Origin of the sequence: Streptomyces sp. Isolate_45, assembly GCF_024721315.2 — a bacterium.
Lineage (GTDB): Bacteria > Actinomycetota > Actinomycetes > Streptomycetales > Streptomycetaceae > Streptomyces.
Window position 1 is genome coordinate 1 of record NZ_JANFAK020000031.1, and the last position, 24,553, is coordinate 24,553.

Sequence of the window (24,553 nt, forward strand, 5' to 3'; positions counted from 1 at the left end):
CGGTCGGTGCACGTCCCGCCGCGCGCGGTCGGCGCACGTCCCGTCCGCGCTCAGTCCGCGTACGTCTCGCCGCGCTCGGCCTTCGCCACGAGGGAGGCGGGCGGGGTGAAGCGCTCGCCGTACTTCGCGGCGAGTTCGCGGGCGCGGGCCACGAAGCCGGGCAGGCCGCCCTCGTAGCCGTTGACGTACTGGATCACACCACCGGTCCACGCGGGGAAGCCGATGCCCATGATGGAGCCGATGTTGGCGTCGGCGATCGAGGTGAGGACGCCCTCGTCGAGGCAGCGGACGGTGTCCAGGGCCTCGGAGAACAGCATCCGCTCCTTCATGTCCTCGAAGGGGATCTCGCACCCGTCCTTGGTGAAGTGCTCGCGCAGGCCCGGCCAGATGCGGGCCCGCTTGCCGGCCTCGCCGTACTCGTAGAAGCCGGCGCCGCCGCTGCGGCCGGGGCGGGCGAACTCGTCGACCATCCGGTCGATGACGGTGTCGGCCGGGTGCTCGGCCCAGGCGCGGCCCTCGGCCTCGAAGGCCTTGCGGGTCTCGTTGCGGATCTTGCGCGGGAGGGTGAGGGTGAGCTCGTCCATCAGGGAGAGCACCTTGGCCGGGTAGCCGGCCTGGGCGGCGGCCTGTTCGACGGAGGCGGGCTCGATGCCCTCGCCGACCATCGCGACGCCCTCGTTGATGAACTGGCCGATGACCCGCGAGGTGAAGAAGCCGCGCGAGTCGTTGACGACGATCGGCGTCTTGTTGATCCGGCGGACCAGGTCGAATGCGCGGGCGACGGCCTCGTCGCCGGTCTGCTCGCCCTTGATGATCTCGACGAGGGGCATCTTGTCGACGGGCGAGAAGAAGTGCAGGCCGATGAAGTCGGCGGGCCGCTTCACCCCCTCGGCGAGGCCGGTGATCGGCAGGGTCGAGGTGTTGGAGCAGAGCAGCGCGTCGGGCGCGATGACGTCCTGGATCTCCTGGAACACCTTGTGCTTGAGGGAGGTGTCCTCGAAGACGGCCTCGATCACGGCGTCGCAGCCCGCCAGGTCGGCGGGGTCGGCGGTGGGGGTGATCCGGGCGAGGAGTTCGGTGCGCTCGGCCTCGGTGGTGCGGCCCCGGGAGAGCGCCTTGTCGAGGAGCTTCTCGGAGTACGCCTTGCCCTTGGCCGCGGCCTCGGGGGTGACGTCCTTGAGCACCACCTCGATGCCCGCGCGGGCGCAGGAGTAGGCGATGCCGGCGCCCATCATGCCCGCGCCGAGGACGGCGACCTTGCGGACCTCGCGGGGCTCGATGCCCGCGGGGCGGCTGCGGCCGGCGTTGACGGCCTGGAGGTCGAAGAAGAAGGCCTGGATCATGTTCTTGGCGGTCTGCCCGGTGACCAGCTCGGTGAAGTACCGGGCCTCGATGGTCAGCGCGGTCTCGAAGTCCACCTGGGAGCCCTCGACGGCGCAGGCCAGGATGTTGCGCGGGGCCGGGTACGGGGCGCCGTTCAGCTGCTTCTTCAGGTTGGCCGGGAAGGCCGGGAGGTTGGCCGCGAACCGCGGGTTGGACGGGGTGCCGCCGGGGATCTTGTAGCCGGGTACGTCCCACGGCTGCTGCGACTGCGGGTTGGCGTCGATGAAGGCGCGCGCCTTCGCCAGCATCTCCCCCGGGGTGGAGGCCAGTTCGTGGACCAGGCCGTTCTCCAGGGCCCGGGTCGGGTTGTACTGGGTGCCCTGGAGCAGGACCTTGAGCAGCGCGTCGGCGATGCCCATGAGACGAACGGTACGGGTGACGCCGCCGCCGGCCGGCAGCAGGCCGAGGGTGACCTCGGGCAGGCCGATCCTGGAGCCGGGCGCGTCGAGCGCGACGCGGTGGTGGGAGGCAAGACAGATCTCGTAACCACCGCCGAGGGCGGCTCCGTTGATGGCGGCGACGACGGGCTTGCCGAGGGTTTCGATGCGGCGCAGCGAGCGCTTGATCTCGGTGCCGGTGTCGAAGGCGAGCCGTGCGTCCTCGGGACGCAGCCGGATCATGTCCTTGAGGTCGCCGCCCGCGAAGAACGTCTTCTTCGCGGAGGTGTAGATGATGCCGCGGATGGAGTCCTTCTCGGCCTCGGCGCGGTCGGCGATCGCCGCGATGGAGTCCTTGAAGGCCTGGTTCATGGTGTTGGCGGACTGGTCGGGGTCGTCGAGGATCAGGGTGACGACGCCGGTCTCGTCCTGTTCCCAGCGGATCGTGGTGGACTCGCTCATGGTCACTGCTTTCGTTTCGGGAGGTCCGGGGGGCGGGGTGCAGGACGGATCAGAGGCGTTCGACGATGGTGGCGACGCCCATGCCGCCGCCGACGCACAGGGTGACGAGCCCGTAGCGCTTGTCCTGGCGCTCCAGTTCGTCGATGACCGTGCCGAGGATCATCGCGCCGGTCGCCCCGAGCGGGTGGCCGAGCGCGATGGCGCCGCCGTTGACGTTGACCTTGTCGAGGGAGACGCCCATGTCCGCGACGAAGCGCAGCACGACTCCGGCGAAGGCCTCGTTGATCTCGATGAGGTCGATGTCGTCGATGGTGAGGCCGGCCTTGGCGAGGGCCTTGCGGGTGGCGGGGGCGGGGCCGGTGAGCATGATGGTGGGTTCCGAGCCGGACACCGCGGCCGAGACGATGCGGGCGCGCGGGCGCAGGCCGTTCCGCTCCCCCGCCTCGCGGGAGCCGATGGCGACGAGCGAGGCGCCGTCGACGATGCCGGAGGAGTTGCCCGCGTGGTGGACGTGGTCGATCTTCTCGACCCAGTGGTACTTCTGCAGGGCGACCGCGTCGAAACCGCCGAGGTCACCGATGTCGGCGAAGGAGGGCTTGAGCTTGGCCAGGGTGTCGGCGGTGGTGCCGGGGCGGATGAACTCGTCGTGGTCCAGGACGACCAGGCCGTTGCGGTCGGTGACCGGGACGACGGACTTGGCGAAGCGGCCCGCCTTGACGGCCGCGGCGGCGCGCTCCTGGGAAAGGGCGGCGTACTCGTCCACGTCGCGGCGGGAGAACCCGCCGATGGTGGCGATCAGGTCGGCGCCGATCCCCTGCGGGACGAAGCCGGTGTCCCAGTTGGTCATCGGGTCGGCGAACCAGGCGCCACCGTCGGAGGCCATCGGGACGCGTGACATGGATTCGACGCCGCCCGCGAGGACCAGGTCCTCCCATCCGGAGCGGACCTTGGCGGCGGCCATGTTGACGGCTTCCAGGCCGGAGGCACAGAAGCGGTTCTCCTGTACGCCCGCCACGGTGTCGGGCAGTCCGGCGGCGATGGCGGCGATCCGGGCGATGTCGGAGCCCTGGTCCCCGACGGGGCCGACGACGCCGAGGACGATGTCGTCGATGGTGGCCGGGTCCAGGTCGGGGTTGCGCTCGCGCAGGGCGTGGATGAGGCCGACGACCAGGTCGATCGGCTTGGTGCCGTGCAGGGCGCCGTTGGCCTTGCCGCGGCCGCGCGGGGTGCGGATCGCGTCGTATACGTAAGCTTCGGTGCTCACTGGTCAAGCCTTTCGGAGGTTTCCAAGGGGAGGTTTCAGCCCAGCAGGGAACGGCCGATGATCTCCTTCATGATCTCGGTCGTGCCGCCGTAGATGGTCTGGATGCGGCCGTCGGTGAAGGCCCGGGCGACCCGGTATTCGGTCATGTAGCCGTAGCCGCCGTGCAGTTGCAGGCAGCGGTCGGCCACCCGCTTCTGGAGTTCGGTGGCCCACCACTTGGCCATGGAGGCGTGGACGTGGTCCAGTTCGCCGTTGGAGTGGTCTGTGATGCAGCGGTCGAGGAAGGCGCGGGTCACCGCGCACTCGGTGGCCATCTCCGCGATCTCGAAGCGGATGTGCTGGAGCTTGGACAGGGGACGGCCGAAGGCCTCCCGTTCCTTCACGTACGTGCTGGTGATCTCCAGCAGGTGTTCGGCGGCGGCGATGCCGGCCATGGCGATGCCCATCCGCTCCTGCGCGAGGTTGGTCATCAGGTGGAGGAAGGCGCCGTTCTCTTCGCCGAGCAGGTTCTCCTTGGGGACGCGGACGTCGTGGAAGAACAACTCGGCGGTGTCCTGGGCCTTCTGGCCGATCTTGTCGAGGTTGCGGCCGCGCTCGAAGCCCTCGGCGCCGCGTTCGACGACGAGCAGGGACAGCCCGTGGGACCCGCCCTCGGGCGTGGTCCTCGCGACGACGATGACCAGGTCGGCGAGGATGCCGTTGGAGATGAAGGTCTTGGAGCCGTTCAGCAGCCAGTGGTCGCCCCGGTCCTCGGCGGTGGTGCGGATGCCCTGGAGGTCGGAGCCCGCGCCCGGCTCGGTCATGGCGATGGCGGTGATGGTCTCGCCGGAGCAGAAGCCGGGCAGCCAGCGGCGCTTCTGCTCCTCGGTGGCCAGCGAGGTCAGGTACGGTCCGATGATGTCGTTGTGCAGGCCGATGGCGAGCCCCGGGGCCCCGGCCCGGGTGAACTCCTCGGCTATCACGGCGGCGTAGCGGAAGTCGGTGTTGCCGCCGCCGCCGTACTCCTCCGGGACGGCCAGTCCCAGCAGCCCCTGGCGGCCCGCGGCCAGCCAGGCCTCGCGGCTGACGATGCCGTCCTTCTCCCACTGGTCGTAGTGCGGCAGCACTTCCTTGGTCAGGAAGGTGCGGACGGTCTCGCGGAACGCGTCGTGGTCGGCGTCGAAGATCCGGCGCTTCATCAGGGGGCCTCCTAGAGCCAGTTCTTGACGGTTTCGATCAGACGGGCCGGCTCCGGGCCGACGGGGGTGACGTTGAGCATGGTGACGCCCGCCTCACGGAAGGCCTCGATCCGGTCGCGCACGTAACCCTCGGGTCCGCACAGGGTCATGAGCTCGCAGAACTCGTCCGGGACCGCGGCGGCCGCGTCGCGCTTGCGGCCGGACAGGTACAGCTCCTGGATCCTGCGGGCCTCCTCGCCGTACCCGTAGGCGACGGCGAGGTCGTTGTAGAAGTTCTTGCCGGGCGCGCCCATGCCCCCGACGTACAGGGCGATCTGCGGGCGGGCGAGGTCCCGCGCGGCGGCGGCGTCCGCTCCGATGGCCAGCAGGCCGCCCGCGACGGTTTCCAGCGGGCCGAGTTCCGGCGCCCGCCGGGCCGCGCCCTCGGCGAGCGCGCCGCCCCACACCGCGCCGGCCTTCTCGGGGATGAAGAGGGTCGGCAGCCAGCCGTCGGCGATCTCGGCGGTCATCGCCACGTTGGCCGGGCCGAGCGAGGCGACGTACACCGGGATCCGGTCGCGGACGGGCCGGGTCAGGATCTTCAACGGCTTGCCGTGCCGGCCGCCCTTCTCGGGCGGCAGCGGCATGTCGGTGATGCCGTGGTGGTCGATGGTCTCGCGGCGCCAGATCCGCCGGCACAGCTCGACGGTCTCCCGGGTCCGGCCGAGCGGCCGGTCGTACGTCTTCCCGTGCCAGCCCTCGACCACCTGCGGGCCGGACGCCCCGAGGCCGAGCAGGGCCCGGCCGCCCGAGAGGGCGTCGAGGCCGGCGGCCGTCTGGGCGATGAGGGCGGGGGTGCGGGAGTAGACGTTGACGATGGCCGAGCCGATCTTCATCCGCTCGGTCCGCGCCGCCAGGTACCCCATGATCGTCGGGGAGTCGAAGCCCCAGGCCTCCGCGACCCACAGCGCGTCGAGACCGGCCGCCTCCAGGGCCGCCGCGCCGTCGGCGGCCCGCCGCGGATCGCCCGCGTAGTCGAGCATCATCGAGAGTTCCATCAGGATTCCTTCCCGAGCAGGGCCGGTACGTCCCAGTCGGCGGCCACCGACCCGGTGTCGGCGCCCGGCCGCGCGGGACCCGAGGTGACGGCGGTCGGGGTGGCGGAGAACCGCGGCGCGGGGGCGGGTTGGGTGATGCCGCCGAAGTCGGTGAACGTGCCGCGGGCGGCGAGGTGCGTGTGGTGCGGCGCCTCCCGCAGGGACAGCACGGGGGCCACGCAGGCGTCGGTGCCCTCGAAGACCGCGGTCCACTCCTCGCGCGTGCGGGACTTGAAGCGGGCGGCGACCGCCTCGCGGAGTTCGCCCCAGCGGGCGAGGTCCTTGCGGGCGGGCGCCCGGTCGCCGAGCCCGAGGAGGCCGACGAAGGTGTCGTAGAACTGCTGCTCCAGCGCGCCGACCGCCATGTGGCCGCCGTCCGAGGTCTCGTAGGTGCCGTAGAAGGGGCAGCCGCCGTCGAGGAGGTTGACCCCGCGCCGGTCCTGCCAGCCGCCCGCGGCGACCATGCCGTGGATCATGGCTGTGAGGTGGGCGGTGCCGTCGACGATCGCGGCGTCCACCACCTGGCCGGCGCCGCCGGGGGTGCGGGCGTGCCGGAGCGCCGCGAGGACGCCGATGACGAGGTAGAGCGAACCGCCGGCGTAGTCCCCGACCAGGTTGGCGGGCACGGCCGGCGGCTCGTCGGGGCTGCCGATCATGCCCAGGGCGCCGGTGACGGCGATGTACGCGATGTCGTGCCCGGCGGTGTGGGCGAGCGGCCCCTCCTGGCCCCAGCCGGTCATCCGTCCGTAGACCAGTGCGGGGTTGCGGGCGTGGCAGTCGGCGGGGCCGACCCCGAGCCGCTCGGCGACCCCGGGGCGGAACCCCTCGATCAGCACGTCGGCCCGCTCGACCAGGTCGAGCACCCGGGCGGGGCCGTCGTCGGACTTCAGGTCGATCAGCACGGACCGCTTGTTGCGGTTGGTGACGTCGTACGCCGGGTCGACCGCGAGGCCGCCACCGCCGGGCCGGTCCACCCGGACGACGTCCGCGCCCAGGTCGGCAAGGAGCATGGCGGCGAACGGGCCCGGGCCGATGCCCGCCAGTTCGACGACGCGCACGCCCGCGAGCGGGCCGCCGGGCGCGGCGGCACGCGCCCCTGCCGCAGGCTCCGCGCCCGGTTCCGTCCCTGACCCCGTCACTGCCATCGAGCCCCCAGCGTCCCTGGTGCGAGTGTGTGACACAACCGATGTAACACCAGCGATGCTAGGAACGTGTTCCACTCAGCACAAGAGCAAGCGCTTAGTCGTTTTGGCCTCCGGACCCTTCCGGGATCCGCGCGTCCAGCTCCTTCACGTGCCGCTTGAGCGCGACCGTCCGGTAGCTCTCCTCCACCCATTCGCACAGCACCTCGGCCGTCGGCGCCCCCTTCTCCCCCAGCGGCACGGAGACCCAGCCGGCCCGGCCCGGCCCAGCCCGTACCCCGTGGGCTCCGCCCCCGGGGCCGTCATCGCGTGGCCGTGCAGCGCCTCGTCCTTGAGCTTCACCGAAACGCCGGGAGCGTCCGGGCCGTCCGCGTTCCCCAGGAAGACGAAGATCTTCTTGTTGACCTTCACCACCGCGTCCTCGGGCCCCCACGGATGCTCCTCCACGGCCTCCGGCAGCCCCAGCGCGAACTCCCGCACCGCCTCCCACCTGCGCACCGCAGCCCTCATAGCGCCTCCCACTTACCGCAGGTCACACCTGCCCGTACGGACGGTCGACTCCCACGCTAGCCTCAGCCACCGATACCAGCTGGGAGGAGCGGTTCATGAACGAGCACGTCCCGAACGACCGTCCGCAACGGGCCCACGACGTCGTACTCTTCGGCGCGACCGGCTTCGTGGGGGCCCTGACCGCCGAGTACCTCGCCGAGCACGCACCGAGCGACTGCCGGTGGGCCCTCGCGGGGCGCGACCTCGGCAAGCTGGAGCGCCTGCGCGAACGACTGACCGCCCTGAACCCGGCCTGCGCGGACCTGCCGCTGCTGCGGGCGGACGCCTCCGACGGCCCGGCCCTGCGCGAACTGGCCGCCTCCACCCGGGTGCTGGCCACGACCGTGGGCCCGTACGTCTGGTACGGGGCGGAACTGGTCGAGGCCTGCGCCGAGGCGGGCACCGACTACGTCGACCTCACCGGCGAACCGGAGTTCGTCGACCGGATGTACGTCGCCCACGACGCGCGGGCCCGGGAGACGGGGGCGCGGCTGGTGCACGCCTGCGGCTTCGACTCGATCCCCGCCGACCTCGGGGCCTGGTTCACCGTCAACCGGCTCCCCGAGGGGGTGCCGCTGCGGGTGGACGGCTTCGTCCGCTCCAACGCCCTGTTCTCCGGCGGCACCCTGGCCTCCGCCCTGACTGCGCTGGGCCGGGGTCCCCAGACCCTGGCCGCGGCCCGGACCCGCCGCCTGCACGAACCCCGGCTGCCGGGGCGCCGCGTACGGGGACCCGTGGGCGCCCCGCGGTTCAGTCGGGAGACCGGCTCCTGGGCGTTGCCGCTGCCCACCCTCGACCCGGCGGTCGTGGCCCGGTCGGCGGCCGCGCTGGCGCGGTACGGGCCGGACTTCCGCTACCGGCACTTCGCCGCGGTACGGCACCTGCCCGTCGCGGTCGGCGGTACGGCCGCCGTCGGCGCGGTGGCCGCGCTGGCGCAGGTCCCGGCGGCCCGCCGGTGGCTGATGGGCCGCTGGGAGCCGGGGAACGGCCCGGACGCGGAGCGGCGGGCTCGCAGTTGGTTCACCGTCCGCTTCGTCGGGGAGGGCGGGGGGCGGCGGGTGTTCACCGAGGTCTCCGGCGGCGACCCGGGCTACGGGGAGACGGCCAAGATGCTGGCCGAGTCCGCGCTCTGCCTGGCCCACGACGCCCTGCCGGACGCCGCCGGGCAGCTGACCACGGCGGTGGCGATGGGCGACGCGCTGCTGGACCGGCTACGGAAGGCCGGCATTCGTTTCCGGGTGGCGGCGGAGGACTGAGCCGGTCGGGGCCGAGGGGCCGGGGCGACCGGCCTTCGACCGGCCCCCTCGACCGGCCCCCTCGACCGGCCCCGTCGACCGGCCCCCTCGACCGGCCCCGTCAGCCGGTCGCCTCGCGCAGGGCGCGGCGGCACAGCGAGTCGGCGTGCCGGGTGGTCTCCGGAATCCGGAAGCGGGGGCTCAGCGCGAGGGCGTGGGCGCAGGCGTTGTCCAGCGTGACGCGGTGCCCGACGGACACGTAGACGGGCTTGATCCCGTCCTGGGTGCGCAGGGCCCGGCCGACCACGGCGCCGTCCGCCGCGAGCAGCGGGGCGGCGTCGGAGCGCCGTGCGCCCGGCTCCTCGTACGTGAAGGTGAAGGGGTTCTTGGCGACGCCCATGCTGGGGAGCCCGGTGACCACACCGAGGTGGCAGGCGAGGCCGAAACCCCGGGGATGGGCGAGCCCGTAGCCGTCGCAGACCACGAGGTCGGGGGTGACGGGCAGGGCCTCCAGCGCGGCGAGCACGGTGGGAAGTTCGCGGAAGGCGAGCAGTCCGGGGACGTAGGGGAAGCTGACGTGCCCGACGGCGGTGGACTCGGCGACGACCGCGAGGGTCGCGGCGTCCAGCACGACGGCCGCCGCCGCGACGAGGTCGCGCGCGTCGTCGTAGGCGACGTCCACGCCGGCGACCAGGCCCGCGCCGGGCGGCGGGCCGACCTCGGTGAGCACGACGTGATGGCGCAGTTCGTCCTGTATCGCCCGGGCCTCGGCCTCGTCGGCGGGGGTCTTCACAGTCGTCATGATGGTCCGAGAGTAGCCTGGCGATCATGTTCGTCATGGAGCTCACCTACATCGCGCCCGTCGAAGCCGTCGAGGAGGAAATGGACGCGCACGTAGCCTGGTTGGACGGCCACTACGCGGCCGGCGTCTTCCTCGCCTCCGGCCGCAAGGTGCCGCGCGACGGCGGCGTCATCCTCGCCGGCGGCGTCTCGCGCGCCGAGATCGAGAAGATCGCCTCCGGGGACCCCTTCGTGGTCGCGGGCGTCTGCACCTACCGGATCACCGAGTTCCTCGCCACGAAGACCTCGGCGGACCTCGCCGCGGTCCGCGAGAACCCGGTGACCTGACCGCTGCCGGGAGGAGCCCGCGCGGCACCGTTCGGCTCTCCCCCCGCACCGCCTTCCCGGCCATGCCCCTCACGGACCGGTCGCGCCCGGCCCCGTACGAAGAACCTTGGAGCACCCCCATGCGACCCCGCGCCGCCGACCCGGCCGACATCCCCGAGCTGATACGGCTGCGCGCCGTCGCGCTCGACTCGCTCGGAGTGGATCCGGGCCCCGACGACGCGCGGTGGCGTGACGTGGCCGGGGACTGGTTCCGCGATCGGCTCACCGGCCGCCCCGACGTTCACTGCCTGGTCGTCGGCGGTGCGCCCGGCGAGCCGTTGCTCGCCACCGGCATGGCCTGGGTCACGTACCACCTGCCCGGCCCCCGACGGCCCGACGGCCGGCGGGGATACCTCGACGGCATCGTCACGGACGCGGAGGCGCGCGGGCACGGCCACGGTCGGCGGATCGTCGACGCCCTGGTCGCCTGGCTGGACGGCATGGGCATCCACCACGTCCAGCTGCACGCCAGCTCCGACGGCGAACCCGTCTACAGGGCCGCGGGGTTCACCGCCGCCCGCTACCCGGGCATGGACCTGTTCAACGGTCCCCCGGCGCCGACGTCCTGAGCGGCGCCCTCACACCCCGCCCGGCGCCGCACCGCGCGCGGGGCGGGCGTCAGTGCCGCTCCAGCCGGGCCACCCGCCCCTTCTCCCCCGCGGCCCAGCAGCCGCCGTCGGGCGCGCAGTCGACGGTGTCGAACGAGCCGGTGTCGAGGGCCCGCCAGGTGCGGCCGGCGTCGGTGGTGACGTCCGTTCCGGTGGGTCCGACCGCGAGGGCGGTGGACCGCCCGTACGGGTACCAGGTCGCGCCCGACCGGTAGCCGGGCGGCGGCGTCGCGGCCCCGCGCCAGCCGCGGCCCCCGTCGGTGGAGCGGGCGGCGGCCTGCGGCGACGCCTGGCCGGTGCGGTAGTCGCCGCCGACCGCGAGGCCCGTCGTACGGTCGCGGAAGGCGAGGGCGAACACGCCGCGCGCGGGGTCCCCGGCGGGGACCGTGGCGTCCGCGGCCCGCCAGGTCCGGCCCCGGTCCGCGGAGTGCAGTACGCGGGCCGTCGGGCCGCCGCCGGTGGCCAGCCAGACGTCGCGCGGTCCGGCGGAGACCAGGCACTGGCCGCTCGCGGCGAACCCGGCCTCGCCGGGGAGCGCGGCCGGCATTCCGGCGTCCGGCAGCACCCGCCAGTTCCGGCCTCCGTCCTCGGTGGCCAGGATGCGGAACTTGCCGTCCACCGGGTCGCTCATGGCCAGCCCGTGGCGGGAGTCGAAGAAGGTCAGGCAGTCGTAGAAGGCCCGCGGATCGGGGTTGCGGAAGGCCTCGGTCCAGGTGGCGCCGCCGTCCTCGGTCCGCAGCACCCTGGACGCCTCGCCCTCCCCGATGGACAGGGCGACCGCCCGGCGGGCGTCGAAGGCCTCGATGTCGCGCAGCTCCAGGCCCTCGGCGACGGCCCCGGGCGGCGACACGTCCCGCCAGTTGCGGCCCCCGTCGACCGTGCGCAGCACCACGCCCTTGGAACCGGCGACCCAGGCCGTGCTCCGGTCGACCGCGGCCAGGCCGCGGAAGCGGGAGTCCTTGTCGGTGGCCTTCACGGACCAACCGAGTCCCCGTAAGCCGGGTCCGGCGGATGTCGGGGCGCCCGTGTCCGCCTGCGCCGGAGCGGCCACCGACCCCACCAACAGGGCTGCCGCGCACATGCCAACTCCCAGAAGTCTCATGGCGCCGGAAGCTAACGCACCCCGCGATCTCCGTCCAGGGCGCCTCACTGGGCCGTCCGTGGCGCCTCCGGGCGCCTTTGGTCCTGTGGAGTGAGCGGTAACAGGACTTAATGCGGAGGCTCGGGGCCCGATGGTCCGGCCGTTGATCCTTGGCACATCGCCCCCCCATCGTCACTCTGTGCGATCACACGGGCGAGTTCCGGCCAATCGGTGACACAGCTCACGTCATCCCGCATGCACGGATGTGCCGATTCCGGCGTCTATCCGGTTGCCGGACTCCACCCCACAGCCCGGCAGCAGATCCGCCGCAAGGGAGCGAGCCTTGATCACTGTCATCGAGCAGGCCGTGCAGGCCCGACTGATCGCCACCGCGCCGAAGGTCGAGACCGTGCCCGTCACCCTCTGCTACGACCGGGCCGATCCCTTCGCCGTCCGCATGGCCTTCCCCGCGCTCGCCACGCTGGAGGGCGTCGAGGTCTCGTGGACCTTCGCCCGCGAGCTGCTGGCGGCCGGCGTCCGCGGGCCGTCCGGCAGCGGCGACGTCCGGGTGCGTCCGTACGACGGGGACCGCACGACGATCGAGTTCCACGCCGCCGAGGGGGTGGCGATCGTCCTCATGGTGACGGCCGAGCTCCAGCGGTTCCTGGACCGCGCGGCCGCGCTCGTCCCGTCCGGTCTGGAGCACCACTACCTGGACATGGACCACGGCCTGGCCGAGCTGATGCGCGGTTCCCGCTGACCGCCTCCCGTTATTCGGTTGCGGGCCGCCGCGACCGTCCGTAGCTTCGTGAACGCCCCATTGCCGCCGAAACGGAGCAGGACATTGCTCGTCTGAGGTCCGAGACACCGACCACCCACACGACCACGTGACAGTCGGCTGTCTCCCCGCGTTGCACGCACCATCCACGCAACCTGGAGGCCTCCATGAGTCATGCCCCTACCCATGTCACCTGTTCCGACCTCTCCTTCGAATGGCCCGACGGAGCCCCCGTCCTCGACGGTTTCCACTGGGCCGTCGGCCCCGGCCGCACCGGCCTGATCGGCCTCAACGGCTGCGGCAAATCCACCCTGTTGAAACTGATCGCCGGTGAACTGCGGCCCGGCGGAGGCCAGATCTCCATCGCCGGATCAATCGGCCACCTCCCGCAGGACGTCACCCTCGACACCGGGGCGCGGGTGGACGAGGTCCTCGGCATCCGCGGCACCCGCACCGCCCTCCACGCCATCGAGGCGGGTGAGGCCACCGAGGCGAACTTCGCCGCGGTCGGCGACGACTGGGACGTGGAGGAACGCGCCCTGGCGACCCTCGACCAGCTCGGGCTCGCCCGGATCGGCCTGGACCGCACCGTCGGTGAACTGTCCGGCGGCGAAGGCGTCCTGCTGCGGCTGGCCGCCCTGCTGCTCGCCCGCCCCGACGTCCTGCTCCTCGACGAACCGACCAACAACCTGGACCTGCGGGCCCGGCGCCGCCTGTACGCGGCCGTCGAATCGTGGACCGGGGTGATGGTGCTGGTCAGCCACGACCGTGAGCTGCTGGACCGCGTCGACCAGATCGCGGATCTCCGGGACGGCGAAGTCCGTTGGTACGGAGGGAACTTCACCGACTACGAGGCGTTGCTCGCCGCCGAACAGGAGGCCGCCGAGAGGATGGTCCGGGTCGCGGAGGGCGACGTACAGCGCCAGAAGCGCGAACTCTCCGACGCCCACATGAAGTTGGCCCGACGCAAGCGGTACGGCCAGAAGATGTACGACAACAAGCGCGAGCCGAAGATCGTCATGGGTGCCCGCAAGCGGGCCGCCCAGGAATCGGCCGGCAAGCACCGCATCATGCACACGGAGAAGCTGACGGAGGCCCGGGAGCGGTTGGAGCAGGCCGTGGAGGCGGTCCGCGACGACTCCGAGATCAGGATCCAACTCCCCGCCACCCAGGTTCCGCCCGGGCGCCGGGTGCTGACCATGACCGATCTGCGCCTGCCCCACGGGGCCCGCGTGAGCGGCGCGTGGGAGGTGCGCGGGCCGGAACGGATCGCACTGGTCGGCGGCAACGGGTCCGGCAAGACCACGCTGCTGCGTACGCTCGCGGGGCTCGCCCCGCCCTCCTCCGGCGAGGCGCTCACGCACGTCCCGACGCGCTACCTGCCGCAGCGCCTCGACGTACTGGACGACGCCAGGACGGTCGCGGAGAACGTGGCGCGGTTCGCCCCGCACGCCACGAACAACGTGATCCGGGCACGGCTCGCGCACTTCCTCTTCCGAGGAGCCCGTGCGGACAGGGCCGCGGGCACCCTGTCGGGGGGCGAACGCTTCCGGGCGGCGCTCGCGGCACTGCTGCTGGCGGAGCCGGCTCCCCAACTGCTGATGCTGGACGAGCCGACGAACAACCTGGATCTGGCGAGCGTACGACAGCTGACCGATGCCCTGGAGTCCTACGAGGGCGCCCTGGTGGTGGCGAGCCACGACGTGCCGTTCCTGGAGTCGATCGGCATCACGCGCTGGCTGCTGCTCGACGGCGAGCTGCGGTCGACGACGGCGGAGGAGGTCAGGGAGTCGCGCTGGGAGCACTGACCGCCGGGGCGGGGCGGTGCGGTGCGGGCGATGCGGGTCGGGTCGGGTCGGATCGGGTCGGGTCGGGCTCGAACAGGCCCGGCCCGCCCCTGAAGGCGGGTCCACCCCCGCCCTCAACGGGACAACAGCGCCCAGGACTTGGTGCCGCCGCGCGGAGTCAGCACGGGGGTGAGCCCCCAGTCCCCGCCGCCCGACTCCACGGCCCGGGCCAACAGCCACATCGCGCGGCTGCGGCTCCGCCGACACTCCTCGCCGGCCTCCGGCGAGGAGTGCGCGGGGTGCTGGTCGTAGAGGACGATCCGTAACGCGTCGAACCGCCAGCGCACCGTGAGCGTCATCTCCAGACCGGGCGTGAACCGGTCGGCGCAGGAGACGAGCTCGGAGGTGACGAGGGCGGCGGTACCGCACAGGTCGGCCAGGCCGTGCCGCAGCAGCAGTGACCGTACGGCCGCCCGGGCGGCGCCCGCGCCACGGGGTCCGCCGGGCAGACGCACCGAGTGGCCGAGCTTCTCCGCGAGGGGCGGGGCCGGCCGGAACTCGCGGACCTCTCGCAGGCTGCGGGGGGTGCCCGTCATCGTGCTGCTCCCACTTCTGATGTTCTCGGTGCGGTGTGCGCGGGGGTCGTGCGGTGCGCGGCGTCGTGCGGTGCGCGGCGTCGTGCGGCGCACAGGGCGGTGCGGGGCGTGCTGCGTGGGGTGGTGCCGTGCGTGGGGTGGGATTGTGCGCGGTGCGGTGCGCGTCATGGGCTCCGACCGGGCGCACCTGTACCGGTGGCGGGCAGGCGACCGTACGGCCAGGGGTCGCCGCGCGTGAGACCCGCGCTACCGACCGTAGCGCAATCGGGGTCGCCGGTGCCACCGCTTGTACGCCTAGATGATCTTTTCCCGCGGTATTTCAGGACCTGCGCCGACCACGTGGTCCACCACCCCGCCTGGCGCCCCGAATCGTCAAGACCGGAGACCGCCCATCACTTTTCGGCGTGAATCTCAAGCCAATAAAACCGCCCAGCGCGCTTTCAAACTGCGTAAATAACCGGACGTAACGGGGCATAGCAACCCCTGGGGCTTGGCTGGCCTTGATGTCGCGCTTAACCTACGACTCCGTAGGCTACGGAACCGTAGGTAATTCGCTTTGCACTCAGGAGTACCCGTGACGATCACCTCTCCCCACCTCGGCAGCTCGGAGGCGTGGACCGACGCCAAGTTGCTGTTCGCGCTGGAAGAGGTGGTCGAGAAGGAACTCAACCGCCATCTGAAGGTCACCAAGGACTGGATGCCCCACGAGTACGTCCCGTGGAGCGACGGCCGGAACTTCCCCGGTTTCTTCGAGGACGGCGAAGCCTGGGACCCGGCGCAGTCCAAGGTCACCGACATCGGCAAGATCGCGCTGGTCGTCAACCTGCTGACCGAGGACAACCTCCCCAGCTACCACCACGAGATCGCGACGCTCTTCGGTCGCAACGGCGCCTGGGGCACCTGGGTCCACCGTTGGACCGCCGAGGAGGGCCGACACGGCATCGTGATGCGCGACTACCTGCTGGCCTCGCGCGCCGTGGACCCGGACAAGCTCGAAGCGTTCCGCATGCAGCACATGTCGGAGGGCTTCGAGTCCGACAACAGCCACTCGATGCTGCACTCCGTCGCGTACGTGGCCTTCCAGGAGCTCGCGACCCGCATCTCGCACCGCAACACCGGTCACCAGTCCGGCGACCCCGTGTGCGACCGGATGCTGGCCCGCATCGCGCAGGACGAGAACCTGCACATGGTCTTCTACCGCAACCTGCTGGGCGCGGCCTTCGAGATCGCCCCGGACCTGACGATGAAGGCCGTGCGGGACGTGGTCGTCAACTTCCGGATGCCCGGTCACGGCATGCCCGGCTTCGAGCGGATGGCCGCGCAGATGGCGATCGGCGGGGTCTACAACCTGCGGATCCACCACGACGACGTGCTGAGCCCCGTGATCCGCTTCCTCAAGATCATGAGCATCGACGGTCTGGGCCCCGAGGGCCTGCAGGCCCAGGAGGAGCTCGGCCTGTTCATGGACGGGCTCGACAGCGAGGCCCGCAAGTTCGACGAGCGCCTCGCCGCCCGCGCCGCACGCGTGGCCGCCCGCAAGGGCTGACCCGCACCTCCGCCCACCGGGCGGAGCACGACGACAGCCCCGGGAGAGCCACGCTCCCCGGGGCTTCATCGCGCGCCGACAGGCCCTGGGGGCCTGTCGTCAGCCGCGCGGGCGCAGGGCCTGACGTTCCGCTTCCGAGAGGCCGCCCCAGACGCCGAAGCGCTCGTCGTTGGCCAGGGCGTACTCCAGGCACGCCACCCTCCCCTCGCACGCCCCGCACAGCCGCTTCGCGTCCCGCAGCGAGGAGCCGGGCTCCGGGAAGAAGAAGCTCGGGCCCGTCTGGGCGCACAGGGCGAGGGCGTACCAGGCGGGGGTGGTGCTGGTGGTGGTGTTCATCGACATGCGCCGATGGTGGCTCCCGCCGATGTACGTCTCATCAACGCGCGATCAACACCGGCACACGACTCCGATGGACGCACAGAGTGAACGACCGTGCGTTCGGTAAGCTTGCCCCATGGCAGACGGGCGTGTGGAGCGCGGTAACCAGACCCGGCGGACCGTCCTCGACCGGACCGTGCGGGTCGCCTCGGTGGACGGGCTCGAAGGCCTGTCGCTGGGCAGGATCGCCACCGATCTGGGGCTGAGCAAGAGCGGGGTGTTCGCCCTGTTCGGTTCGAAGGAGGACCTCCAACTGGCGACCGTCCGCGCCGCGGTGGACGTGTTCGTGGAGCACGTCGTGCGCCCGGTGCGCGAGGAAGCCACGGGCGTCGCCAAGGCGTGGCTGCTGTGCGAGCGCTGGCTCGCGTACTCGGCGGGACGGGTCTTCCCCGGCGGGTGCTTCTTCTACACGGTCTCCGCCGAGTTCGACGCCCGACCCGGTCCGGTCCGCGACGAGATCGCCAAGGCGCGGTCCGACTGGACGCGTTACGTGGAACGGGTCCTGGACGAGGCCCGGCTGGCGGGCGCGTTCCGCGAGGCGTTCCGCGCGGCGGACGTACCGCAACTGGCCTTCGAGATCATCGCGCTGATGGAACTGGCCAATGCCCACTCACTGCTGCTGGAGGACTCCGTCGCCTACGAGCGGGCCGGCCGCGGCATCCTCGACCGACTGAGGGCGGCCGCGGCCGCCCCGGAGGAACTCCCGGAACGGCCGCCGACCGCCGGCTGAGCGGGCCGGCGGGGTCGGAGTTGCGGTCCGCGGACCGGTCCGGCCCACGGACCTGACCGGAAGGCCGGTCCGGCCCACGGACCCGACCAGAAGGCCGGACCGGACCGGAAGGCCGGACCCCGGATTCGACCGGCCGGCCCGCTCAGCGGGCCGCGGTCGACCGCATCCCGGCGAGGAACTCGGTCGTCGCCGCGACCACTTCGGGGTCGCGGAGGATGCGCCGGTGACCGAGCCCCCGGGTCTCGATCAGCCGGGCACGCTCCCCGTAGGACTCCGCGAGCGCCCGCGACTGGGCGGGAGCGGTCGTGTCGTCCTCGGTGTCGTGCACGAGCAGGATGCGTTCCGGGCCGGGCCCGGGTCCACCCGGGCATCCAGGCGGCGCCAGATGTCCGGAACTCCGGCGAAGAGCCGGTTTTCCACGTGGCCGCGCAGCGCCCGTACGACGGCCGGCCCGGCGGGCAGGGAGCGGCGGAACCCCTCGATGACGTAGTCGAAGTGGGCCACGCCCCCGATACCGACCACGCGCTCCACCCGCATGCCGTCCCGCAGCGTGAACAGGGTCGACAGGACCCCGATGGAGTGGGCGACGATGGCGGAGAACTCGCCGTGTTCGCGGTGCAGGCCGTTGATGATCTCGCGGAAGTCGCGTATCGAGGCGGCCCGGCCGCCGGACTCGCCGTGTCCGGGGGCGTCGAAGGCCACCACGGTGTGACCCTGGGCGCGGAGCGCCTCCACGAAAGCGGCGAACCGCGAGGCGCGCGAGGACCAGCCGTGCACCAACAGCACCGGGCGCGGGCCGTCACCCCACCCGTACGTGGTGACGGACGCGCCGTTGACGGTCAACCACCCTCTCTCGGCCCGCCCCATCACCTCGACCTCCGCCGGCCGCAGCGGGGGCCGGCCGAGGGGACGGATGAACAACGCGAACGCGGCCTTCCCCGCGAGCCCCGGGGCCACCCGGGCGGCGATGTCGAGGGTGACGCTCACAAGTGCAGCCATGGGACGCATGCCCACTCCTCAGGATCTCCGCGGAACCGACTGACGTCGGTCGGACCATGGAAAAATGTTAGCACGACCGTTCGTGTTTATTCTGTGACGCCATCCCCTTGCCGGGACGTCCCGTGAAGTAGGTGCCGCTCGGTGGAACCGATGGCCGTCGCGGGGCCGAGACGGAAGTGGCGCACTGTCAGGCGGTGCTCGGTGGGTGGGAGGTCAAGCTCCGGGGTGGCCGACGGGAAGGCTGGTCACGAGGCCCGAAGGCTGTCCAAACTCTTTGGCGCTTCCACAAGATCGATGTTCTACTCCCTGCCATGACCACCTCAACGAAGCTTTCCCCGGCCCCCGTCATCGGTGAGACGATCCGGCTCCTGACCGAGCACTACGTGTTCCCCGAGCCCGCCGAACAGCTCGCCGCCCTGCTCCAAGGACGCCTCGCCGAGGGCGCCTACGACGTCGACGACGCCGAGGAGCTCGCCCGGTTGGTCACCGCGGACCTGCAGTCCGTCAACGGCGACCGACACCTGAGGCTGAAGCACCATGCCGACCCGGTGTCCCCGGAGCGCGGGGCCGCCACCCTGGACGCCATGCGCAGGGACTTCGAGAGCTCGCTGGGCGGTGTGCCCAGGGTGCAGTTGCTCGACGGGGAGGTCGCCGTGGTGGAGCTCGCACCGATGCTGTTTCCGCTGGACTGGGCCGCCGAACCCCTCGCCGCCGCGCTCACCCTGGCCTCCCGCGCGAAGGCGCTGATCATCGACCTCCGCGCCAACCGTGGCGGCGACCCGGACACGGTCGCCTTCGTCTGCAGTTACCTCCTCGACGAGCGCACCCACCTCAACACCATGCACTGGCGGGGCGGCGAGCGCAGCGAGCAGTCCTGGAGCCTGCCGCACGTCCCCGGCGCGCGGTTCGGTGGCGGCAAGCCGTTGTACGTGCTGTCCGGCGACACCACCTTCTCCGCCGCTGAAGAGCTGGCGTACGACCTCCAGCAGCTCGGCCGCGCCGTCGTCGTCGGCGAGCGCACCCGCGGCGGCGCGCATCCGTGCCAGGGCTGGACGGTGCACCCGCACCTGGAAGCCACCATCCCAGTCGGCCGCGCCGTCAACCCCGTCTCCCACGCGAACTGGGAGGGCACCGGCGTACAGCCGGACGTCCCTTGCGCTGCCGCCGACTCCCTCTCCCGCGCACACGCACTGGCCCTGGCCCGACTGGCAGGCTGACCCGTTCCTGGTCATCGGCGGCGCTGCGCGCGGCGGCCCCCTCCCCACCGCGTCCGAGCGGGCCGGGTTAGCCGTCGAACGCCCGGATCGAATATCCCGGGACCGCGGCCCCGGGCGCCACTAGGGTGGCTCGATGTCATCGACAAAGCAGTTCCAAGTCACCTTCGACTGCGCGGAACCCGAGCGCGTCGCCCGCTTCTGGTGCGAGGTGTTGGGGTACGTCGCACCAACGCCGCCGGAGGGGTTCGCCACTTGGGACGATTTCAACGGCTCGCTGCCGTCCGAGCAGCGGGATTCCTGGTTCGCCTGCAGTGATCCCTCGGGGGTGGGCCCGCGCATGTACTTCCAGCGGGTTCCCGAAGGCAAGGTCGTCAAGAACCGGTTGCACCTCGACGTGCGGGTCGCCACCGGGCTCGTGGGTGAGGAGCGTCTCGCCACCCTTGAGGCCGAATGCGCACGACTGGTCGCGCTCGGCGCGGTGCGCGTGCGGCTCCTGGCCGCCGATGAGGAGAACGAGTCGTGCATCGTGATGCAGGACGTCGAGGGCAACGAGTTCTGTATCGACTGAGGGCCCGCGAACACCGGGCTCGTGTCCCGCTCGACGGACGGCCGCCCGGGTCGGGGTACGGGCGGCCGCCTCCGTAGGTGAGCGCATGGTCCGATCAGGCGGGGCGGGGGACGGGTCCGCGCGGACGGTGCTGCGACTCGCCTTGAGCGAGTTGGACGCGCGGCTCGCCGCGGAGGCCGAGCGCGGGCCCGGAACACGCCGCCGCTTGGAGCACCCGGTGGGGCGACCGCGCACACCGGCGTCCGCTTTCCCGCGGCCGGAGTTGGAGGAACGACTCGTCCGCCACGTCGACGCGGGCGATTCCCTCGCCCGCGATCAAATGGCCCGCGTCCTGGCCGGTGCCTGCGGCGAAGAGGCCCTTCCCCGCCCTGCCGCGCGCCCTGGCGGGTGATGACATCGACGACGGGGACACGTTGCGGCTCGACGTCCTCGCCCTGCTCCGCGCAGGGCCCGACACCGCGCTCGGGCTGGCCCTGGAGTGCGTCGCCCCGGCCGAACCCGGAACTCGGCCGGCCGGCCGGCCGACCGGTCGGCTGAGCGACCGGTCGGCTGAGCGGCTGAGCGGCTGAGCGGCTGAGCGGCTGAGCGGCTGAGCGTGCGTCTCGACCTGGTCCACGTACACGACGGCGTCGGCCAGGACGATCGCGGCCGGTACGCCCTACGCGGTCGGCGGGATCAGCAGGCCGGGAAGGGCGGTCAGCCAGCGGGTGAGGGCGTCGAAGTCCGTGTCGGTGAGGCCGGTGCGGGGGTCGACCCGGTGCAGGAAGGTGGGCTGCGGATGGTGGGCGGCCGCCCAGGCCCGGTCGGCCGGAGTGATCTCGTCGTCGAACCAGGCGAACGCGCGATCCCCCGCCCAGGCCAGGAGCGGGCGGGTCTTCCAGTGCAGTCCGTCCCGGCCCTCGTCGGCGGACGGCTCCGGCCATTCGACCACGGGCAGTTCGGGCAGTCCCAGGGCCGGGGCGACGCTCTCGTTGGCCTCCCCGACCCAGGTGGTGGCCCACACCGGATCACACGGCAGCGTCAACAGTCGCGCGCCGATGGCGGGGTCGAGCCGGGCGAGCAGCGGATTGCCGGAGGCCTCCCACTGCCCCGGGTGCGTGCGGTACCCCGTCCCGCCGAAGGGAATCAGCGGCCCGTCGACATCCAGGAACAACAAGGGGCGACGCCGTACGTCAACCATGCGCGCTCCATGGCGACCGGCCGCCGCCGAGTGCGGCCCCCTCCGCCGCTCCCGTAGCCACCGGTTCATCGGCGGCGTGCGCGGGCGAGCCGAATCGCGCCAGATAGTGCCACACCTTCTTGACCGCCTGGGGGTCATGGAGGCCGGCCCGTGCGGCGTCGCCGACGATCCGGGGATCGAGTACGCCGTCGACCGCGATCCGGGCGCCCAGGTCGACGTGTTCCCGGCCGCGATAGCCGGGGTGACGTCGGAGTTCCTCGACCCCGAGTCGAAAGCCGGGGTGCCACTCCACCGGGCAGCCGAGACGCAGGGCCGAAGCCTCCACCGTCGTGCCCCGGTAGCAGGGGTCCAGGACCAGCGCCTCGGCATGGGAGCGCGGCCGGACCGGGCCGTGGACCTGGGCCTCGATGTAGTCGTCGAGGTCGTCCTGCTGATCCGCGAGGGCGATACCGAGGAGCCCCATGCGCGCCGCGACTCCGAAATCCGAGGGTTCGAGGAAGCTGTCCGGGTAGCAGAACGTGGTCCGCTCCATCGCCTCGGCGGACAGGCGGAAGTGGGCGGAGCCGAAGCGTGGCGCTCCGCCGAACGGCTTGCGGCGAAAGTTCAACGCCCCGTAGACCGGGCGCTCATGAGCGGCCGCCCCGTCGTACGCCCCGTCGAAGATTCGGCTCTCCCAACGCCACCGGTCGCCACCGGGATGCGCGGTCAGACCACCGTTGCTGGTTCCCGTGACGAACTGCGAACGGTAGACGCCGGACTCGGCCAGGGCGTCCAGGATCGGCTTGCCCTGAATCAGACGGTCCGGGTGGAAGTTGAGGGTGACCCGCAGCATCGGGTCCGCGGGAGGTCCCGATGCCAGTTCGGCAACGTGCCGAAGGGCACGTTCCCGTGGCGTCGGGGAGGCGGCGGAGTTCATCCGCACAGTGTTCCCCAAAGTGATCCATCGGCGCACGTGGGTTGTCCGCCGGCGACCGGGCCTCGGCCGGCCGAGCGCCGCTCGCCACGCCGGCCGACGATCTCCTAGGCGGTGTCGGGGGCGGCCGGGGGATCCTCGTGTTTCGCCCGGCTCGGCTGGACCCTCTTGGGCTCGCCCGGCATCTTGGGGTAGTCCGGGGGGTACGGCATGTCGCCGAGTCCGTGCTCGTGCTCCTGCCGGTCGGCGAGTTCCAGGGTCGTGTCGAGCGAGAAGGCGTGGTCGTCCATCTCGGCGTGCAGGTCACCGAGTTCGGCGAAGCGTGCCGGCATCGTCACGATGTCGAAGTCGCGCGGTTCCGCGTCGTCCACCTCGTCCCAGCCCAACGGCGCCGAGACCGGGGCGTGGGGGCGTGGGCGGACGGAGTAGGCGGAGGCGATCGTCCGGTCGCGCGCCGTCTGGTTGTAGTCCACGAAGATGCGCTCGCCGCGCTCCTCCTTCCACCAGGCCGTGGTGACCTTGCCCGGCATCCGCCGCTCCAACTCCCTGCCCAGGGCGATGGCGCAGCGCCGGACCTCGGTGAACGTCCAGCGGGGTGCGATCGGCACGAAGACGTGCAGGCCGCGCCCGCCCGAGGTCTTGGGCCAGCCCCGCAGCCCCAGTTCGTCCAGCAGGGCCCGCAGTTCGTGGGCGGCGGCCACCGCGTGGTGGTAGTCGGTGCCGGGCTGTGGGTCCAGGTCGATGCGGAGTTCATCGGGCCGGTCGGTGTCGTCGCGGCGCACCGGCCAGGGGTGGAAGGTGAGGCAGCCGAGGTTGGCGGCCCACAGGACGGCGGCGGGCTCGGTCGGGCAGATCTCGTCCGCCGTGCGCCCGCTGGGGAAGGCGATGTGGGCGGTCGGGATCCAGTCGGGCAGGTTCTTGGGTGCCCGCTTCTGGAAGAAGGACTCGCCCTCCACCCCGTCCGGGAACCGTTCCAAGGTCGTGGGTCGGTTGCGCAGGGCACGCGTGATGCCGTCGGCGACGGCCAGGTAGTACTCGGCGACGTCCCTCTTGGTGAGTCCCCGCTCGGGGAAGTAGATCTTGTCCGGACTGGACAGTCGTACCGCCCGTCCACCCGCGTCGAGCTCGATCGCACCACCCGCAGCAGCCATGTGCGCCACGGTAGGCGGGCTCGCCCGGGTGCGCATACCGGGCGGGTCCGGACGCACCGGCGCAGAATTCTGCGTATGGATCTGCCGGTGATGCCCCCCGTGAAACCGATGCTCGCCAAGTCCGTGTCCGCGATCCCGGCCGGCATGCAGTACGAGGCCAAATGGGACGGCTTCCGGGCGATCGTGTACCGCGACGGCGCGGAGGTCGAGATCGGCAGCCGCACCGGTAAGAGCCTGACCAGGTACTTTCCCGAGCTGGTGGCGGCCCTGCGGGACAACCTGCCGGATCGCTGCGTGGTCGACGGGGAGATCGTGATCGTGCACGACGGGCGCCTCGACTTCGACCGGCTGACCGAACGCATCCACCCCGCCGCCTCCCGCGTGAAATTTCTCGCCGGGACGACACCCTCCAGTTTCATCGCCTTCGACCTGCTCGCCCTCGGCGACGACACCTTCCTCGACACCCCGCTCGCCGAACGCCGCAGCGCCCTGGTCCGGGTCCTCTCCACAGCCCGTCCCCCCGTCCACCTCGCGCCCGCGACCACCGATCCCGCGCTCGCGCGGGAATGGTTCGAGCAGTTCGAGGGCGCGGGCCTGGACGGGGTGATCGCGAAGCCCCTCGATCTCCCGTACCGGCCCGATGCCCGCCTCATGTTCAAGATCAAGCACGAGCGTACGGCCGACGTCGTCGTCGCGGGTTTCCGTTTCCACAAGAGCGGTCCGATCATCGGATCGCTCCTTCTCGGTCTCCACGACCAGCACGGAACCCTCCAGCACGTCGGCGTCTGCGCGGCCTTCCCCATGAAGCGCCGCGCCGAAATGGTCGAGGAACTCGAACCGCTGCGCATGGACGACCCTCACGGGCATCCCTGGGCGGCCTGGGCCGAGGAATCCGCGCACGAGAGCGCCCGGCTGCCCGGTGCCCAGAGTCGCTGGACCGGCAAGAAGGACCTCTCCTGGGTGCCGCTGCGCCCCGAGCGCGTCTGCGAGGTCGCCTACGACCACATGGAGGGCGACCGTTTCCGGCACACGGCCCAGTTCCGCCGCTGGCGCCCGGACCGGACCCCGCAAAGTTGCGCCTACGCCCAGTTGGAGGAGGTCGTCGGCTACGACCTCGCCGAGGTACTGGGAGCCGGGGGCTGACGCCCCGACCGCCGCCCCCTGCGCGGACGGACCGCGCCGGGTGGC

At 72.0% G+C, this 24,553-nt stretch carries 24 protein-coding genes and 1 pseudogene; 11 read left to right on the top strand and 14 right to left on the bottom strand.

The annotated features are described in order from the left end of the window. Nucleotides 1–50: 50 nt before the first annotated feature. The 6 genes and pseudogenes from NOD94_RS12940 to NOD94_RS12965 form a co-directional block, all read right to left on the bottom strand. Nucleotides 51–2,222 carry a 3-hydroxyacyl-CoA dehydrogenase NAD-binding domain-containing protein gene (locus tag NOD94_RS12940; protein ID WP_281206015.1) on the bottom strand — a complete coding sequence of 724 codons (2,172 nt, stop codon included), beginning with the start codon at nt 2,220–2,222 and terminating at the stop codon, nt 51–53. A gap of 49 nt (nt 2,223–2,271) precedes the next feature. After that, nucleotides 2,272–3,486: an acetyl-CoA C-acetyltransferase gene (locus NOD94_RS12945; protein WP_281206016.1), complete on the bottom strand. Its 1,215-nt coding sequence runs from the start codon at nt 3,484–3,486 to the stop codon at nt 2,272–2,274. Nucleotides 3,487–3,521: 35 nt separating this feature from the next. Continuing rightward, the gene (locus tag NOD94_RS12950; RefSeq protein WP_281206017.1) at nt 3,522–4,664 is read right to left on the bottom strand and encodes an acyl-CoA dehydrogenase family protein; all 1,143 of its coding nucleotides are present in this window, start codon (nt 4,662–4,664) and stop codon (nt 3,522–3,524) included. An 11-nt stretch (nt 4,665–4,675) separates the two neighbouring features. Continuing rightward, entirely contained in the window at nt 4,676–5,701 is a 1,026-nt protein-coding gene (locus NOD94_RS12955; RefSeq protein WP_281206018.1) for an LLM class F420-dependent oxidoreductase, read from the bottom strand. Then, nucleotides 5,701–6,798: a CaiB/BaiF CoA-transferase family protein gene (locus tag NOD94_RS12960; protein ID WP_281206019.1), complete on the bottom strand. Its 1,098-nt coding sequence runs from the start codon at nt 6,796–6,798 to the stop codon at nt 5,701–5,703. Before NOD94_RS12960 ends, NOD94_RS12955 begins: the two co-directional genes overlap by 1 nt. Before the next feature lie 181 nt (nt 6,799–6,979). Beyond that, nucleotides 6,980–7,392 (bottom strand): annotated as a pseudogene (locus tag NOD94_RS12965) (MmcQ/YjbR family DNA-binding protein). Between the two features lie 95 nt (nt 7,393–7,487). Between NOD94_RS12965 and NOD94_RS12970 the strand changes: the two are divergent. Continuing rightward, nucleotides 7,488–8,687 carry a saccharopine dehydrogenase NADP-binding domain-containing protein gene (locus tag NOD94_RS12970; RefSeq protein WP_281206020.1) on the top strand — a complete coding sequence of 400 codons (1,200 nt, stop codon included), beginning with the start codon at nt 7,488–7,490 and terminating at the stop codon, nt 8,685–8,687. A 100-nt stretch (nt 8,688–8,787) separates the two neighbouring features. Here the strand turns inward: NOD94_RS12970 and NOD94_RS12975 are convergent, their stop codons facing one another. Next, nucleotides 8,788–9,468, bottom strand: coding sequence for an endonuclease V (locus NOD94_RS12975; protein WP_281206021.1), 681 nt, complete (start codon nt 9,466–9,468; stop codon nt 8,788–8,790). 26 nt (nt 9,469–9,494) lie between these two features. Here NOD94_RS12975 and NOD94_RS12980 point away from each other — a divergent pair, with 26 nt between their 5' ends. Both NOD94_RS12980 and NOD94_RS12985 read left to right on the top strand, forming a co-directional pair. Continuing rightward, nucleotides 9,495–9,794, top strand: a complete 300-nt coding sequence (locus tag NOD94_RS12980; protein WP_281206022.1) for a YciI family protein — start codon at nt 9,495–9,497, stop codon at nt 9,792–9,794. Between the two features lie 119 nt (nt 9,795–9,913). Next, a complete protein-coding gene (locus NOD94_RS12985; RefSeq protein WP_281206023.1) occupies nt 9,914–10,402 on the top strand; it encodes a GNAT family N-acetyltransferase in 489 nt (162 codons plus the stop codon). A gap of 49 nt (nt 10,403–10,451) precedes the next feature. On the opposite strand, the gene NOD94_RS12990 is transcribed toward NOD94_RS12985, so the two are convergent. Beyond that, a complete protein-coding gene (locus tag NOD94_RS12990; protein ID WP_281206024.1) occupies nt 10,452–11,522 on the bottom strand; it encodes an oxidoreductase in 1,071 nt (356 codons plus the stop codon). A 343-nt stretch (nt 11,523–11,865) separates the two neighbouring features. Between NOD94_RS12990 and NOD94_RS12995 the strand changes: the two genes are divergently transcribed. Together NOD94_RS12995 and NOD94_RS13000 are read left to right on the top strand one after the other, a co-directional pair. After that, nucleotides 11,866–12,282, top strand: a complete 417-nt coding sequence (locus tag NOD94_RS12995) for an SsgA family sporulation/cell division regulator (protein WP_281206025.1) — start codon at nt 11,866–11,868, stop codon at nt 12,280–12,282. A 185-nt stretch (nt 12,283–12,467) separates the two neighbouring features. Continuing rightward, complete coding sequence (locus tag NOD94_RS13000) at nt 12,468–14,108, top strand: ATP-binding cassette domain-containing protein (protein WP_281206026.1); 1,641 nt, start codon at nt 12,468–12,470, stop codon at nt 14,106–14,108. A gap of 113 nt (nt 14,109–14,221) precedes the next feature. Here NOD94_RS13000 and NOD94_RS13005 read toward each other — a convergent pair whose 3' ends face one another. Then, nucleotides 14,222–14,683 (bottom strand): ATP-binding protein, encoded by a 462-nt coding sequence (locus tag NOD94_RS13005; RefSeq protein WP_281206027.1) that lies wholly within the window; start codon nt 14,681–14,683, stop codon nt 14,222–14,224. Between the two features lie 574 nt (nt 14,684–15,257). On the opposite strand from NOD94_RS13005, the gene NOD94_RS13010 reads away from it, so the two are divergent. Further along, a complete protein-coding gene (locus NOD94_RS13010) occupies nt 15,258–16,229 on the top strand; it encodes an acyl-ACP desaturase (RefSeq protein WP_281206028.1) in 972 nt (323 codons plus the stop codon). Between the two features lie 99 nt (nt 16,230–16,328). On the opposite strand, the gene NOD94_RS13015 is transcribed toward NOD94_RS13010, so the two are convergent. After that, nucleotides 16,329–16,571: a WhiB family transcriptional regulator gene (locus tag NOD94_RS13015; RefSeq protein ID WP_281206029.1), complete on the bottom strand. Its 243-nt coding sequence runs from the start codon at nt 16,569–16,571 to the stop codon at nt 16,329–16,331. A 112-nt stretch (nt 16,572–16,683) separates the two neighbouring features. On the opposite strand from NOD94_RS13015, the gene NOD94_RS13020 reads away from it, so the two are divergent. Continuing rightward, nucleotides 16,684–17,337, top strand: coding sequence for a TetR/AcrR family transcriptional regulator (locus NOD94_RS13020; RefSeq protein ID WP_281206030.1), 654 nt, complete (start codon nt 16,684–16,686; stop codon nt 17,335–17,337). A 246-nt stretch (nt 17,338–17,583) separates the two neighbouring features. On the opposite strand, the gene NOD94_RS13025 is transcribed toward NOD94_RS13020, so the two are convergent. After that, the gene (locus tag NOD94_RS13025) at nt 17,584–18,336 is read right to left on the bottom strand and encodes an alpha/beta fold hydrolase (RefSeq protein ID WP_281206031.1); all 753 of its coding nucleotides are present in this window, start codon (nt 18,334–18,336) and stop codon (nt 17,584–17,586) included. A gap of 311 nt (nt 18,337–18,647) precedes the next feature. Here NOD94_RS13025 and NOD94_RS13030 point away from each other — a divergent pair, with 311 nt between their 5' ends. From NOD94_RS13030 to NOD94_RS13040, 3 genes are all read left to right on the top strand, one after another. Then, entirely contained in the window at nt 18,648–19,553 is a 906-nt protein-coding gene (locus tag NOD94_RS13030) for a S41 family peptidase (RefSeq protein ID WP_281206032.1), read from the top strand. Nucleotides 19,554–19,686: 133 nt separating this feature from the next. Further along, nucleotides 19,687–20,121 (top strand): VOC family protein, encoded by a 435-nt coding sequence (locus NOD94_RS13035; RefSeq protein WP_281206033.1) that lies wholly within the window; start codon nt 19,687–19,689, stop codon nt 20,119–20,121. A gap of 338 nt (nt 20,122–20,459) precedes the next feature. Then, nucleotides 20,460–20,690, top strand: a complete 231-nt coding sequence (locus NOD94_RS13040; protein WP_281206034.1) for a hypothetical protein — start codon at nt 20,460–20,462, stop codon at nt 20,688–20,690. A gap of 89 nt (nt 20,691–20,779) precedes the next feature. On the opposite strand, the gene NOD94_RS13045 is transcribed toward NOD94_RS13040, so the two are convergent. The 3 genes from NOD94_RS13045 to ligD form a co-directional block, all read right to left on the bottom strand. Further along, nucleotides 20,780–21,301, bottom strand: coding sequence for an HAD domain-containing protein (locus NOD94_RS13045; protein ID WP_281206035.1), 522 nt, complete (start codon nt 21,299–21,301; stop codon nt 20,780–20,782). Then, entirely contained in the window at nt 21,294–22,217 is a 924-nt protein-coding gene (locus NOD94_RS13050) for a DUF3626 domain-containing protein (protein WP_281206036.1), read from the bottom strand. The genes NOD94_RS13045 and NOD94_RS13050 overlap by 8 nt, the downstream gene beginning before the upstream one ends. Before the next feature lie 104 nt (nt 22,218–22,321). After that, nucleotides 22,322–23,365 (bottom strand): non-homologous end-joining DNA ligase, encoded by a 1,044-nt coding sequence (ligD, locus tag NOD94_RS13055; RefSeq protein ID WP_281206037.1) that lies wholly within the window; start codon nt 23,363–23,365, stop codon nt 22,322–22,324. 75 nt (nt 23,366–23,440) lie between these two features. Between ligD and NOD94_RS13060 the strand changes: the two genes are divergently transcribed. Next, on the top strand, nt 23,441–24,508 hold the full coding sequence (locus NOD94_RS13060; RefSeq protein ID WP_281206038.1) for an ATP-dependent DNA ligase: 1,068 nt from the start codon (nt 23,441–23,443) through the stop codon (nt 24,506–24,508). Nucleotides 24,509–24,553: the final 45 nt, after the last annotated feature.